Here is a 13,703-nt window from a genome sequence, read left to right on the forward strand (position 1 = left end):
CCCGGATCACGCGAGTTACGTCTTCAATCACGCGAGTGCCGGGCTCGATCACGAGTTCAGCGGGTAGAACTCGAGGTTTTCGACGGTCAGGTGCAGCCAAGCGCCGGGCTGGACTTCCGACGTGGGCGCGTGGATTTCGGCCTGCACCACGCTGTCGCCCAGCCTGAGCGTGGCAATCCGGTCGCCGGAGTCATACGCGGCCACCTGGGCTGTGACGTGGACCTGGTCGCCGGTGCCGCGAAGCTCGGGCATGCCGGCTGGGACCGCTGCCCAGATCCGGACCTCGGCCGGGAACTCCAGCTCCACGTGGCACCATCCGATCCGCGGCGGCTCGGGGCCTCGCCAGGTCGCGTTCGCGGTGCCGAGCGGCGAAGCGAAACGGACCACGCCGCCGTCGAGCACCTCGGTGATTTCGGCTCGCACGCCGGTCAGGCGTGGTCGCGGACCTTGAGGGCCCACGCGATCAGGGGCCACTGCAGCGGGAGGCGTCCCCAGGCGATCACGCGCTGCGGGAGCGGAGCCGAAGAAGCGTCCACCGCCATCTTCACGTTCCCCGGGAAGACGCCCAGGAACAGCAGCGCCGCGGCCAGACCCCCGAGACGACGCGTGCGAGGCGAGGCCACCGCCACCCCCACAGCCAGCTCAGCCACGCCCGATCCGTACGTCCAAGCCCGCCGGGACCCCGGGAGCGACGAAGGGATCAGCCCGTCGAACGGCTTCGGCACGGCGAAGTGCAGCACGGCCATCGTGCCCAGCACGCCGGCCAGGAGGTGCGCGGGCCGTTGTGAAGTTCCCATGAGCGGATCGTTCCACGCGGCGGCCGGGTACTCCGTTCGGCTATCCTCCGGGCGTGAGTGACGCTCGACACCTGCCGCTGGGAGCCGGTGCATGAAGGCCCTGAGGCGGTTGCCGCTGGGCAGTCTCACCGATCGGCCGGACCACGAGCTCGTCGGCGTCCTGAGGATGCCCGAGCTGACGGTCAGTCCCCTCCGCTCCATCCTGAAGCGGGTCATCGGCGCGACCCTCGCCCTGTTGCTGACGGTGGTCATCGTCTACGTCGACCGCGACGGCTACCGCGATGCCAACGGTGACGGCCTGTCCCTGCTCGACAGCCTGTACTACGCCACTGTCTCGCTCTCGACCACCGGCTACGGCGACATCGCGCCGGCCACCTCGTCCGCCCGCCTGGTGAACGTGCTGGTGATCACCCCGCTGCGGGTGCTCTTCCTCATCGTCCTGGTCGGGACCACCCTGGAGGTGCTCACCGAGCGCTCCCGGCAGGCGTTCAAGATCCAGAAGTGGAGGACGAAGGTGCGCGACCACACGGTCGTCGTCGGATTCGGCACCAAGGGCCGGTCCGCCGTCAACGCGCTGCTCGGCGACGAGAACATCGCCCCGGGGCACATCGTCGTCGTCGACACCGACCAGCAGGCCCTCGACGCGGCGAGCGCCCTCGGCCTCGTCGCCGTGCACGGCTCGGCCACCCGCTCCGACGTCCTGCGCGTCGCCGCCGTGCAGCACGCGCGCGCGGTCGTCGTCGCCCCGAACCGCGACGACACGGCGGTGCTCGTCACGCTCACCGCCCGCGAGCTGGCGCCCAAGGCGCACATCGTGGTGTCGGTGCGGGAGGCGGAGAACGTCCACCTGCTGAAGCAGTCGGGCGCCAACCAGGTCGTCGTCTCCAGCGAGACGGCCGGGCGGCTGCTCGGGATGGCGACGTCGACGCCGCTGGTCGTGGACATCATGGAGGACCTGCTCACGCCCGAATCGGGCCTGGCGATCGCCGAGCGGCCGGTCGAGCCGGCGGAGGAAGGCGGGTCGCCGCGGCACCTGTCCGACCTCGTCCTCGGCCTGGTCCGCGACGGCGTCCTGTACCGCGTGGACGCTCCGCAGGCCGACGCCATCGAGCCGGGCGACAAGCTGCTCTACGTCAAGAAGGTGACGCAGGCGGAGAAGATCGAGCGGTAGGTCCGGTTCGCCGCTGACCGGGACCAGGCCGCCTGGGTTTTGCCCGCCGGATCTGGAACCATGGCGAAGTGCCCCCGCGATCACTCGATCTCAAGTGGCCCACGGTGGCGATCCCCGCCGCGGCGGGCGTGCTCATCGTGCTGCTCGCCTGGCTCGCCGGGCCGGGGCTGCTGGGCATCTCCAACGAAGACCTCGGCGCCCCGGTGACGGCCGAGGTCACCAAGCCCGCGCCGTGCGACCGCCCGGACGCGGTCGAGACCGTGAAGTTCACCGTCGCCGGGAAGACCCACGAGGGCACGCTCAACGGCTGCGGGCACGGCCAGGGCGAGCGCGTCGACGTCGGTGTCCCGGAAGAACTGCCGGACCAGGGCACGGTCACCGTCCGCGCCGCGGACACCTCGGCCGGCGCCTCGGACGCGCGCCGCCCGATCGGCATGGCCCTGCTGGTGTTCGCGTGCTTCTCCGGCGGGATGTTCGTCTACCTCTGGCTGAGCATCCCCTCGCGGCCGAAGCCGGCGCCGAAGGTCAGCTGACCTCGGACGACGGCGCCGCGAAGGTGTTGCAGTCGGCGATCCGGTTGCTCGTCGCGCCCGCTCGCCACCACGACGCGTAGTGCGCGTTCGTCCCGTGGTCGTGGCTGCGGGACGTGTTGTCGCCGCGGGTCTCCTGGTCGTTCCAGGCCTTGTTGTACATGTCGCGGCTGATCGTGCCGCCCTGGTCGACGTGCGCGCCGAGGAACATGCCCGAGAAGCACTGGGCCTGCAGTTCCTTGCGCCGCGACATCTCGAGCCCGGCCGGGCTGTTCTGGCCGGCCTCGTAGATCTTCTGCCAGGCCGCGTCCATCAGCCCGGCGACCTCCTGGACGTGGTGGCCGTACTCGTGGGCGAACAGGGCCAGGTAGACGCCGGGGTTGTTGCCGTACTGGTCGGTCTGCAGCCCGCGGAACGGGACGTACAGGTTGTTTTCGCAGTAGTACGCGGCGGTCGCGATGCCGACCTGGATGGTGCCGCACTCGGTCTCGAAGCTCGCGCCGGTCGGAAAGTGCAGCGCCGGCGGCGTGAACGGCAGGCCGTAAGCGGAGAGGAACGGGCCCCACGCGGCGTCCAGGCACTTGCTGGCCGCGGTGAAGAACGCTTCCGCGCCCGCCTGCGTGCTCTGCCACGTCGGCAGCGTGCAGACGCGGTTCTGCAGACCGGCGTTCGGGTCCTGCAGGATCGGGTGGTCGGCGAGCTTGAGGATCTTCTGCGGCCCGGTCGCGCTGGGTGCCGAGGTCTGGGACGGCTGGCTCGACACCGAGGCCGGGGCGCCCGCGCCGCCGGGCTGCAGCTGCGAAGGGACGTCCTGCGACGACGGGTTGTCCCGGAAGTTCGGGTTGGCGAGCGGCGTCTCACCGCGGTTGAGCACGACGATCGCGACGAGCCCGAGCACCAGCACGGCCACCGCCCCGAGGCTCACCCCGATGACTGCCGCCGGCGAACGACGCTTCGGCGCGGACACGGTGTGGGGGCGGCCCAGCCAGGGAAGATCCGGTTGCGCATCCGGCACCGGCGGCGGCTGGACGGTTCCGCGAGGCGGTACCCGGCCGTGGGGCGGTTGCGTCACTAGGCAGTCCCGAAGGGTCTCGGTACGGACCGGGGGTACCCGATCCCGCCATTCAGCATATCGGGGGAACGGGGCCTTTCGCACCCGTCCGTGCGCACGGCGTCACCGCGCACGGACGTCACCCCAGGTCTGGCCGGGTGCGAGCGGCTCTGAAAGAGTGTCGGCAAGCAGGTACTGCAGGCGAGGGGCTTCGATGACAGACACCGGTGGCGCGCCCGGCGGCCAGGGCGACGACACGCCGACACCCAGCCAGGGCATCCCGCAGATTCCCTCGCCCGGATCGGGTGATTCGAAGCCGGCCGAAGACCACTCCGCGTCACCGGCGACGCCGCCGCGCGGGTGGCAGCCGCCGGACGCCCAGGCGACCCCCGGACCGGCGACGCCGCCGGGCTGGGAGCGGCCGCCCAGCTGGCAGCCCGACGCGCTGCCGCCGTTCACCGGGCAGCAGCAGTACCAGCAGCCGTACCGGCAGCCGCAGGGCTGGAGCCCGCACGGGCTCGGCAAGCCCGGCGTGATCGCGCTGCGGCCGCTCAACATCGGCGACATCCTCGACGGCGCGATCACCGCGATCCGCCGGCACCCGCTGCTGATCCTCGGCATCGGCGCGGTGATGGCGGTGCTCACGGCCGGGATCACGTTCCTCGTGCAGAAGTACATCCTCGCCGACTTCGAGAACCTCGCCACGACGGCGACCCTCGGCCCGGGCGCGACCGAGGAGGAGCTGCGCGACGCCGTGTTCGGCACGTTCGGCGACCTCTTCCTCGTGCTGATCCCGACGCTGCTGATCTCGACCCTGTTGCTGGCGGTCACCACCGGCCTGATGGCCTCGGTGATGGGCCGGGCCGCGCTGGGCCGCGAGGTCACGTTCGGCATCGCGTGGCGGGAGGTGCAGCCCCGGCTGCTGCCGCTGCTCGGCGTGGCGTTCGTCTACGGGCTGGTCACCACGATCGGCCTGATGCTCTGCATCATCCCGGGCGTGCTGGCCTGGGTGTTCTGGGCGCTGGCCGTGCCGGCGCTCGTGCTGGAGCGCGGGACGTTCCGGCAGGCGTTCGCCCGGTCGATCAAGCTGGTCGGCGGCGCGTTCTGGCGGGTGCTGGGCATCCTGCTGCTGGCGCGGGTCATCCAGTCGCTCTTCGAGAACATCATCCAGCTGCCGTTCGCCCTCGGCACCGGCGTCTTCGACCAGGTGCTGAACCCGGGCAAGGTGACCCTGCCCAGCACGGGTGACCTGCTGCTGCAGTCGGCCGGGCAGATCGTGTCCGGCACGATCGCGATCCCGTTCGTCACGCTGGTCACCGTGATCGTCTACCTCGACCAGCGGATGCGCCGCGAAGGCATGGACATCGAGCTGGCCCGCGCGGCCGGGGTGCAGCCGCCGCAGGCATGGTGACGCCGCTGCTCGCCGACGTCCCGGTCGACATCGACCGGGACACTGCGCGGCGCGCGGCGGCGGAAGAACTGACCGACCCGAAGTACCGGGACGCCAAGCCGAACTTCCTCCAGCAGATCGGGCAGTGGCTCGGCGAGCAGCTCGAGAAGCTGCTCAACGGCGTGTCCTCGGTGGTCCCGGGCGGGATCTGGGGCGTGCTGCTCGTCCTCGTGCTGCTGATCGTGCTCGTCGTCGTGGTCCGGCTGCGCACCGGCAAGGTCGCCCGCGCGTCCCGGGCCGGTGGGACGGTGTTCGGCGGTAAGCGCCAAAGCGCTGAGGACTACCGCCGCTCGGCCGCCGAAGCCGCCGCGGCCGGGCGATACGACGACGCCGTCCGCGACCGCTTCCGGGCCGTCGTGCGGGCGCTGGAGGAACGCGCGCTGCTCGACGCCCGCTCGGGCCGCACGGCCGACGAGGCCGCCGCGGAGGCCGGGGTCCTGCTGCCGAACGTCGCCGCGGAACTGCGCGAAGGCGCGCGGCTCTTCGACGACGTCCACTACGGCGGCCGCGAAGGCACCGAAGTGGCCTACCTCGCACTGACCGAGCTGGACGAACGCTGCCGCCGGGAAAAGCCGGTCGCCCTGGCGGCCTCGTGAGCACCTCGGTTTCGCCGGACGTGCGCCGGATCTGGCGCGGCGCCCGCATCCCGCTGGCCCTCGTCGCCCTGATCTTCGCCGCCGGCGCCCTGCTCCTGCTCGGCCGCGGCGAGCAGGCCCACGGCGCGCTCGAACCCGGCTCGTACGAACCCGGCGGCGCCCACGCGCTCGCGCAGCTCCTGCAGGACCAGGGCGTCGACATCCGGACGGCGCACACCGCCGACGAAGCCGACGACGCGATCACCGAAGACGCGACGCTGCTGGTCACCCAGCCGGACCTCGTGCCGGCGAAGCGCTTCGACGCGCTGCGGCAGCACGCCGCGGACGTCGTCCTCGTGACGCCGGGAGCGCCGACGCTACGCGACTCGCTGCCGCTGGTGCGCCCGGTCGGCCAGAGCGACCTCGGCACCCTGAGCCCGCAGTGCACGGTCGCCGCGGCGGTCGCGGCGGGCGACGTCACCCTCGGCGGCATCGGGTACGCCTCGCCCGGCGCGCGTTCGTGCTACCCCGGCGAAGACGGCGGCGGCACGCTGCTGCAACTCGCCGACGCGGGCGGCATGACGACGCTGCTCGGCTCGCCGGCACCGCTGACCAACTCGCGGCTCGCCGACGAGGGCAACGCGGCGCTGGGGCTGCACCTGCTCGGGCAGCACCCGAAGCTCGTCTGGTACCTGCCGTCCACGACGGACCCGGCGCTGGACGACACCCGCAAGTCGATCTTCGACCTGATTCCCGACGGCTGGTACTACGGTGCCGCACAGGCGTTCATCGCCGTGGCGCTGCTGGCGCTGTGGCGGGCACGCCGGCTCGGCCCGGTGGTCACCGAGCCGCTGCCGATCGTGGTGCGGGCGGCCGAAACCGCCGAAGGACGCGCCCGGCTGTACCGGCGGGCGAAGGCCGCGGGACACGCGGGCGAGACGCTGCGGGAGGCGGCGCGGAGCCGGCTGCGGACCGTGCTGGGCCTGCCGCGCGACGCCGACGCGGCGGCGCTGGTGACCGCGGTGAGCACGCGCACCGGGCGGCCGGCCAACGACGTCGGCGCGGTGCTCCACGGCCCGCCGGTGCCGGACGACCCCGCGCTGGTCCGGCTGGCCGGCGAACTGGACAGGGTGGAACGAGAGGTGGGGCGATCTTGACCAGCGAGAACGCGACTGGGGCCCGGGACGCGCTGATCGCGTTGCGTGCCGAGGTCGGCAAGGCCGTCGTCGGCAACGACGCCGCGGTCACCGGGCTGATCCTGGCGCTGCTCTGCCGGGGGCACGTGCTGCTCGAAGGCGTCCCGGGTGTGGCGAAGACGCTGCTCGTGCGGGCGCTGGCGGCGGCGCTGGACCTGGAGACCACGCGGGTGCAGTTCACGCCGGACCTGATGCCCGGCGACGTCACCGGCTCGATCGTCTACGACGCGCACAGCGGCGAGTTCTCCTTCCGCGAGGGGCCGGTGTTCACGAACCTGCTGCTCGCCGACGAGATCAACCGGACGCCGCCGAAGACGCAGTCGTCGCTGCTGGAGGCGATGGAGGAGCGGCAGGTCTCGCTCGACGGCAAGACGCGGCCGCTGCCCGACCCGTTCATCGTGATCGCCACCCAGAACCCGGTGGAGTACGAGGGCACCTACCCGCTGCCCGAGGCGCAGCTGGACCGGTTCCTGCTGAAGCTGACCATGCCGACGCCGTCGCGTGAGGACGAGATCGGCATCCTGTGGCGGCACGCGCAGGGCTTCGACCCGCGCAACCTCGCGGCGGCGGGCCTCAAGGCGGTCGCGGGCGCGACGGAGCTGGCGGCCGCGCGGGAAGCCGTGGCGCGCGTGACGATCGGGCCCGAGGTGATCGGGTACGTCGTCGACCTGTGCCGGGCGACGCGGCAGCTGCCGTCGGTGCGCATCGGCGTTTCTCCCCGTGGTGCCACGGCGTTGCTCGCGGTCACCCGGGCCTGGGCATGGCTGGCCGGGCGCGACTACGCGACGCCCGACGACGTCAAGGCGCTGGCGCGGCCCGCTTTGCGGCACCGCCTGGACGTGCGGCCGGAAGCCGAGCTGGAGGGCGTCACCGCGGACGGCGTGCTCGACCGCGTGCTCGCGTCCGTGCCCGTGCCGCGCTGACATGGCCGTCACCGGAAGGCTCGGGCTGCTGGCGCTGTTCGGCGCGCTGGTGGTCGGGCTGCTCGTGCCGTCGACGACCGGGATCCTGGCGGTCGGCGGCGTGCTCGTGCTGCTCGTGGTCGTCGACCTCGTGCTGGCCGGGAGCGTGCGGCCGCTCGCTTTCCGGCGGTCGGGGGACACGTCGGTGCGGCTCGGCGAGCCGTGCGAGGTAACGCTGGTCGTCGCGAACCCCGGTGGCCGCCCGGTTCGGGGACAACTGCGCGACGCGTGGCCGCCTTCGGCGGGCGCTGACGACCGGCACGTCCTGCGCGTTCCGGCGGGGGAGCGGCGGGCTTTGGTGACGGCGTTGCGTCCTTCGCGCCGCGGTGACCGGACGGCGGCGCGGGTGACGGTCCGGTCGGTGGGGCCCTTGGGGTTGGCGGCGCGGCAGGGTTCGCACGAGGTGCCGTGGACGGTCCGCGTGCTGCCGCCGTTCCACAGCCGCAAGCACCTGCCGTCGCGGCTGGCGCGGCTGCAGCAGCTCGACGGCCGCAGCGCGGTGCTGATCCGCGGGCAGGGCACGGAGTTCGACTCGCTGCGCGAGTACGTGATCGGCGACGACGTCCGCTCGATCGACTGGCGGGCGACGGCGCGGGCGGCGGATGTGATGGTCCGGACGTGGCGCCCGGAGCGCGACCGGCACGTGGTGCTGGTGCTGGACACGGGCCGCGTGTCGGCGGGCCGGGTCGGCGACGCCCCGCGCCTGGACGCGGCGATGGACGCGGCGTTGCTGCTGGCGGTGCTGGCCTCCCGCGCCGGCGACCGCGTCGACCTGCTGGCGTACGACCGCCGGCTGCGGGCGGCCGTGCAGGGTTCGTCGGGGGCGGCTTTGCTGACGTCGCTGGTGAACGCGATGGCGCCGATCGAGCCGTCGCTCGTCGAGACCGACGCGCGCGGGATGGTCGCGGAGGTGCTCCAGCGCACCCGGCGCCGTTCGCTGGTGGTGCTGCTGACCGGCCTCGACGCGGCGCCGCTGGAGGAGGGGCTGTTCCCGGTGCTGAGCTCGCTGACCGCGCGGCACGAGCTGATCGTGGCGTCGGTGGCGGACCCGCGGGTCGCGGAGATGCTCACCGGCCGGGGCGACGCGGAAGCCGTGTACGACGCGGCGGCGGCGTCGCGGACGACGGCGGAGCGGCAGCGGGTGACCGAACGCCTGGCGCGGCACGGGGTCAGCGTCGTGGACGCGGTGCCGGAGGAGCTGCCGCCGGCGCTGGCGGACCGGTACCTGGCGTTGAAGGCGGCCGGCCGGCTCTAAAGATGTCGTGAGTGAGAAACAGTGTTCTAACCCTGTTTCTCACTCACGAGTGTGGCTGCGGTGGTGCGAGGTGCGCGACCCTGTTAAGCCCGAAGCATGTGGAAGCTCATGGCGGTGGCCCTGGCGATCTCTGCGGCACCCGCGGCCGACGGTTCTCCCGTCTACCTGGCCGACGGCGGCGGCAAGCTGTCGCTGGCGGTCGTCGACGGCAAGCCGGTGCTGGCCGACGCGGCGGACGCGGGCGCGAAGTGGACGTACGCTTCGCAGCGGTTCACGAACGTCCAGAGTGGACAGTGCCTGGCGGCGGCGAGCCCGGTCGACGGCGTGGCGGTGAAGATGGCCGCCTGCGACGCGGCGGACAACCACCAGGCGTGGCGGCGGGTGGCGGGACTGCCGGGGCTGGTCGAGATCGCGAACATCGCGACGGCACGGTGCTTGACCGCGGAAGGCGCGACCGCGGGCGCCCGGCTGTACCAGGAAGTCTGTTCCCTGACGGGAATCGCGAACACGTGGGCGGCGGGCGGCCGGACGTTGGCGATTCTTTCGGGCAACGGCCAGCGCTTGGCGTCGAAGGATCCGGGAGCACCGTTCGTGGTCCGGGTGATCGGCGAGAACGGCCAGCCGGCGGCCGATGTGCCGGTGACGTTCTTCGTCCGGGCCGCGCGGCCGAAGAACTCCCTGGTTTTCGAAGGGGGCGGTGAGACGGTGTCGGTCAAGACGGGCCCGGACGGGACGGCGTCGAGCCCGAAGCTGGTGTTGACGGACGTGGGGGAGTTCGAGGCGCGGTTCGTGGGAACGGCCGGGCTGGAGGACGGATCGTCGATCGCCTTCGAGGGCTCGTGCCTATGCTGATTCGGGCAAGGCGTCCCCGGCGTCGCGCGCGTCGAGGTCGCCGACTTCGCCTTCCTTCGCCGCGCGCCGGCCGAGCGTGAAAACGTAGACCAGGAACGCCACCTCGACGAAAACGCCGATGCCCACCCGGACCCACGTCGGCCAGCCCGACGGCGTCACGAACGCCTCGATCAGCCCGGACACGAACAGCACGCACGCCAGCCCCAGCGCCATCACGACGACCGACCGGCCCTGTTCGGCCAGCGCGGCCGTCCGGGACCGGCGGCCCGGGTCGACCACCGTCCAGCCGAGTTTCAGCCCCGTGCCCGCCGCGATGAACACCGCCGTCAGCTCCAGCAACCCGTGGGGGAGCAGGAGCCCGATCATCACGTCGCCGCGGCCGGCCGCGCTCATCGCGCCGATGATCAGGCCCGCGTTGAGGGAATTCATCCACAGCGCGCCGATCACCGGCAGGCCCAGCGCGACGCCGAGGAACAGGCACGTCGCCGCCACCCAGGCGTTGTTCGTCCACACGCGCGCCGCGAACGACGTCGCCGGGCCCGTCGAGTAGTAGCTCTCCGCCTCGCCGCCGGGCTTGGTCAGCTGGTTCAGCTCGTCCGCCGACCCGATCGACGCGCGGACGTTCGGGTCGCGCGCCACCCAGACGGCGATCACCGCCATCACCGCGATCGACACCACCGCCGCCGGGATCCACCAGCGCCGCGAGAGGTACACCGCGGCCGGGAAACGGCGCGTGAAGAACAGCGCGACCTCGCGCCACGCGGGGTTGTGCGACCCGGAGATCGCGCTCCGCCCGCGTGCGACCAGCCCGGACAGCCGGCTCACCAGGGCCGGGTCGGGCGCGACCGAGCGGACGATCGACAGGTGCGTCGCGGTCCGCTGGTAGAGCGTCACCAGCTCGTCGGCCTCCGCCCCCGTCAGCTTGCCGCCGCGGTGGGTCAGCTCGCCGAGCCGGTTCCACTCCGCCGAGTGCGTCGCGACGAAGACGTCCACATCCACGCCGACCACCCTATCCGTCGCTACGCTGGGCCGTGTGCACGAGGAATCCGAGCTGGTCACCGGCGAAGCCGTCGTCCTGGACCTGCACGTCGCCAAGCTCGCGAGCCGCGCGCTGGCGATGATGCTCGACGTCCTCGTGCAGTTCGCGCTGTTCATCGGCGCGTTCTTCGTGCTCACGCTCACCGTGCCGGGCGAGGACGAGTCGCTCGCGCTGACCCTCATCCTGGTGGTCGTGGTGCTGATCATGGTCGGCTACCCGGTGCTGTTCGAGACGCTCTCGCGCGGCCGTTCCCTGGGCAAGATGGCGGTGGGACTGCGCGTGGTGCGCGTCGACGGCGGGCCGATCCGCTTCCGCCACGCGCTGACCCGCGGGCTCGCCGGGTTCGTCATCGACTTCTGGGCGCTCGGCGTGTTCGGGGCGGTGGCGGTGATCGTGTCGCTGTGTTCGTCGGACGGCCGCCGCGTCGGCGACTTCCTCGCCGGGACGCTGGTGGTCCGCGACCGCGCGCCGGAAGGCGTGGCCTACCCGGCGATCGGCATGCCCCCGGGCCTCGAGGGCTGGGCAGCCCAGCTCGACCTCACGCGGCTCCCGGACGACCTCGCGCTGGCCAGCCGTCAGTTCCTGGCGCGGTTCAGCCAGCTGGCGCCGGAAGCGTCGCACGCGCTGGGCTGGAAGCTGGCGCAGCAGGTGGGCAACGCGCTGGGGACGCCGGTGCCGCCCGGGGTGCCGCCGTGGGCGTTCCTGGCGGCGGTGCTGGCGGAACGGCGCAACCGGGACCACGCCCGGGCGGTGCAGGCGTACGCGGCTCAGGTGGCGGCGGCGCGAGGGCACCTTCCGGCGCCGGGGTATTCGGCAAGTGCTCAGGTCGGGTCCATGGCCACGGGTGGGCAGCCGTTCGCGGCGGCGCAGGCTCAGCCCTCGCCCTGGCCGGCTGCGACCGGCTCCACCGGTTCGGCTGCCGCGGATCCGCCGACTCCGCCGTCCGGGACCCCGGTGGTTCCCGCCGAAAATCCGTTCACCCCGCCGGGCTAGGAGACGTCTCCCGACGCCGAGAGCCACGTGTTGCACTGCTGGTTGCGGTTCTTGGTCGCGCCGTGCTGCCACCAGGAGATGTTGTGCTTGGCGCTGCCGTGGTCGCGCTTGCCGTTGCGGGCGTAGTCGTCGCCGCGGTCCTGGGCGTTCCAGGCCTCGTTGTAGATGTTCTTGTCGACCGAGCCGCCGGAGACCGACGCCGAGCCGAGGAACATGCCCGAGAAGCACTGCGCCTCGAGCTCCATCCGCCGCGACAGCTCCAGGCCGACCGCCGAGTCGGCGCCGGCGTCGTAGCGCTGGTCGCCGTACGCCTCGCTGATGCCGGCCAGGTTCTGCACGTGGTGGCCGTATTCGTGGGCCAGGATCGACAGGTAGGGGCCGGGGTGGTTGCCCCAGACGTCGATCTCGATGCGGTCCATCGGCATGTAGATCGTGTCGTTCGAGGGGCAGTAGAACGGCGTGACGCCGGTGGTCGTGCCGCCGCTGCCGCACGGCGTCGACGACTCCGACAGCGACCGCGGCACCGACAGGTTCGGCGACCGGAACGGCAGGTTCACGGCGCCGAGCATGCGCGACCACATCGCGTCGAGGCACGCGATCGCGGACTGGAAGAAGCGGGTGGCGCTGTTCTGGTCGGTCGCCCAGCGGCTCAGCGAGCAGGAGACGTTCTGCAGGCCGTAGTCGGCGCTGGCGAACAGGGGGTTGTTGCCGGTGGCGACGACCGAGCGGGGGCCGCGCGGGGTCTCGGACGTGCGGGTCGTGCGTTCGGTGGTATCGCTGGTGGTCGTCTCTTCGGTGGACGACGTGGTCGCGGTGGTCTCGTCGGCGGAGGTGGTTTCGTAGGTGTCGGAGGGGTAGGTGCTGGAGTAGCCGGCGTCGGCGACGTGCCGGGTGTTGCCCCCGATCAGCGCGACGGCCGCGACAAGCCCCCCGACGACGGCGACGATCCCGATGATCGCGACGGCGACGATGACCCCGGTGTTCGACTTTTTGGCGACGTAGGGCCGATAGCCGGGCGCGAAGCGAGGGCCGAAGGGGGCGCCGGGAGGTGGGCCGGCGTAGGTGGGGGTGAAGGCGGGTGGAGCGGCCGCGGCCGGAGGTGGGAGGGGTGCGCCGGCGGGGAAGCCGGGACGGGGGTAGGCGCCGGACGGCGGGCCGTGGGTGGGAAAGCCTTGGGTGCCTTGTGGACCCCGCGGCGGTTGGCCGGGGAATTGCGCGCCTTGCGGCGGCCGCCCGGGCGCGCCGGCGGGTCCTTGCGGGCCTTGGCCAGGGGCACCGGCCGGGCCGCGAGGCGGCTGGCCCGGCTGCCCGGCGGGGCCTCGGCCTTGCTGCGGAGCACTGCCGGGCGCTGGGAACGGTCCGGTTCGCGGTGCGCCGCCTTGTCCCGGCCCGGCGGGCGCGCCGTGCGGCGCTTGCCCGCCGGGGCCCTGGCCGGGACCGTGCGGCGGCTGGCCCGGCTGCCCGCCGGGGCCTTGGTTCGGCCGGCCATGCGGCGCTCCACCCTGCCCCGGCCCACCGGGCCTGCCCTGACCCGGCGTTCCGCCGGGCCCAGGGCCTTGCTGCGAAGCTGCGCCGGGTGCCTGGGGCGATCCGGCTTGCGGAGCACCGCCTTCACTAGGCCCCGCGCCTTGCCCCGGCGCGCCACCCGGTCCCTGCCCCGGCCGCCCCTGCGGAAGCGGCCGGACCCCCGGCGGCGGCAACGGCCGAGCCCCCGGTGGCGGCACCGGCCGCCGCGGGTCGTGCGGACCAGGACCAGGACCGGAGCCAGGACCCTGCGGGCCTTGCGTCATGAAAGCGGAACCCCCCGTGCGATTTCCCCGTCGGAAGCGGCG

Annotated in this window: 15 protein-coding genes; 10 read left to right on the forward strand and 5 right to left on the reverse strand. The window is 72.9% G+C overall.

The window, feature by feature from the left end:
• Nucleotides 1-48 precede the first annotated feature (48 nt).
• Nucleotides 49-423 (reverse strand): hypothetical protein, encoded by a 375-nt coding sequence (locus QQ657_RS39560; protein ID WP_284747473.1) that lies wholly within the window; start codon nucleotides 421-423, stop codon nucleotides 49-51.
• 5 nt (nucleotides 424-428) lie between these two features.
• The gene (locus tag QQ657_RS39565) at nucleotides 429-797 is read right to left on the reverse strand and encodes a DoxX family protein (protein WP_284747474.1); all 369 of its coding nucleotides are present in this window, start codon (nucleotides 795-797) and stop codon (nucleotides 429-431) included.
• 91 nt (nucleotides 798-888) lie between these two features.
• Here QQ657_RS39565 and QQ657_RS39570 point away from each other — a divergent pair, with 91 nt between their 5' ends.
• Complete coding sequence (locus QQ657_RS39570; protein WP_284747475.1) at nucleotides 889-1,968, forward strand: potassium channel family protein; 1,080 nt, start codon at nucleotides 889-891, stop codon at nucleotides 1,966-1,968.
• A gap of 104 nt (nucleotides 1,969-2,072) precedes the next feature.
• A complete protein-coding gene (locus tag QQ657_RS39575) occupies nucleotides 2,073-2,501 on the forward strand; it encodes a P-loop NTPase family protein (protein WP_284747538.1) in 429 nt (142 codons plus the stop codon).
• Here QQ657_RS39575 and QQ657_RS39580 read toward each other — a convergent pair.
• On the reverse strand, nucleotides 2,494-3,513 hold the full coding sequence (locus tag QQ657_RS39580; protein ID WP_284747476.1) for a neutral zinc metallopeptidase: 1,020 nt from the start codon (nucleotides 3,511-3,513) through the stop codon (nucleotides 2,494-2,496). The two genes, QQ657_RS39575 and QQ657_RS39580, sit on opposite strands and share 8 nt — an antisense overlap.
• A 250-nt stretch (nucleotides 3,514-3,763) precedes the next feature.
• Here QQ657_RS39580 and QQ657_RS39585 point away from each other — a divergent pair, with 250 nt between their 5' ends.
• The 6 genes from QQ657_RS39585 (at nucleotide 3,764) to QQ657_RS39610 (ending at nucleotide 9,839) form a co-directional block, all read left to right on the forward strand.
• Entirely contained in the window at nucleotides 3,764-4,960 is a 1,197-nt protein-coding gene (locus tag QQ657_RS39585; protein ID WP_284747477.1) for a hypothetical protein, read from the forward strand.
• Complete coding sequence (locus tag QQ657_RS39590; protein ID WP_284747478.1) at nucleotides 4,954-5,595, forward strand: DUF4129 domain-containing protein; 642 nt, start codon at nucleotides 4,954-4,956, stop codon at nucleotides 5,593-5,595. Before QQ657_RS39585 ends, QQ657_RS39590 begins: the two co-directional genes overlap by 7 nt.
• Nucleotides 5,592-6,731 (forward strand): DUF4350 domain-containing protein, encoded by a 1,140-nt coding sequence (locus QQ657_RS39595; protein WP_284747479.1) that lies wholly within the window; start codon nucleotides 5,592-5,594, stop codon nucleotides 6,729-6,731. Before QQ657_RS39590 ends, QQ657_RS39595 begins: the two co-directional genes overlap by 4 nt.
• A complete protein-coding gene (locus QQ657_RS39600) occupies nucleotides 6,728-7,693 on the forward strand; it encodes an AAA family ATPase (RefSeq protein ID WP_284747480.1) in 966 nt (321 codons plus the stop codon). The genes QQ657_RS39595 and QQ657_RS39600 overlap by 4 nt, the downstream gene beginning before the upstream one ends.
• Before the next feature lies 1 nt (nucleotide 7,694).
• Nucleotides 7,695-8,987, forward strand: a complete 1,293-nt coding sequence (locus QQ657_RS39605) for a DUF58 domain-containing protein (protein ID WP_284747481.1) — start codon at nucleotides 7,695-7,697, stop codon at nucleotides 8,985-8,987.
• 96 nt (nucleotides 8,988-9,083) lie between these two features.
• Nucleotides 9,084-9,839 carry a ricin-type beta-trefoil lectin domain protein gene (locus QQ657_RS39610; RefSeq protein ID WP_284747482.1) on the forward strand — a complete coding sequence of 252 codons (756 nt, stop codon included), beginning with the start codon at nucleotides 9,084-9,086 and terminating at the stop codon, nucleotides 9,837-9,839.
• On the opposite strand, the gene QQ657_RS39615 is transcribed toward QQ657_RS39610, so the two are convergent.
• On the reverse strand, nucleotides 9,831-10,838 hold the full coding sequence (locus tag QQ657_RS39615; protein ID WP_284747483.1) for a stage II sporulation protein M: 1,008 nt from the start codon (nucleotides 10,836-10,838) through the stop codon (nucleotides 9,831-9,833). The genes QQ657_RS39610 and QQ657_RS39615 overlap by 9 nt on opposite strands.
• A gap of 34 nt (nucleotides 10,839-10,872) precedes the next feature.
• On the opposite strand from QQ657_RS39615, the gene QQ657_RS39620 reads away from it, so the two are divergent.
• Nucleotides 10,873-11,871 (forward strand): RDD family protein, encoded by a 999-nt coding sequence (locus QQ657_RS39620; protein ID WP_284747484.1) that lies wholly within the window; start codon nucleotides 10,873-10,875, stop codon nucleotides 11,869-11,871.
• Here the strand turns inward: QQ657_RS39620 and QQ657_RS39625 are convergent.
• A complete protein-coding gene (locus tag QQ657_RS39625) occupies nucleotides 11,868-12,452 on the reverse strand; it encodes a neutral zinc metallopeptidase (protein ID WP_284747485.1) in 585 nt (194 codons plus the stop codon). The two genes, QQ657_RS39620 and QQ657_RS39625, sit on opposite strands and share 4 nt — an antisense overlap.
• A gap of 130 nt (nucleotides 12,453-12,582) precedes the next feature.
• Here QQ657_RS39625 and QQ657_RS39630 point away from each other — a divergent pair, with 130 nt between their 5' ends.
• Complete coding sequence (locus QQ657_RS39630; protein ID WP_284747486.1) at nucleotides 12,583-12,714, forward strand: hypothetical protein; 132 nt, start codon at nucleotides 12,583-12,585, stop codon at nucleotides 12,712-12,714.
• The last annotated feature ends 989 nt before the right edge of the window (nucleotides 12,715-13,703 follow it).

Origin of the sequence: Amycolatopsis ponsaeliensis (assembly GCF_030182635.1) — a bacterium.
Classification (GTDB): Bacteria; Actinomycetota; Actinomycetes; order Mycobacteriales; family Pseudonocardiaceae; genus Amycolatopsis; species Amycolatopsis ponsaeliensis.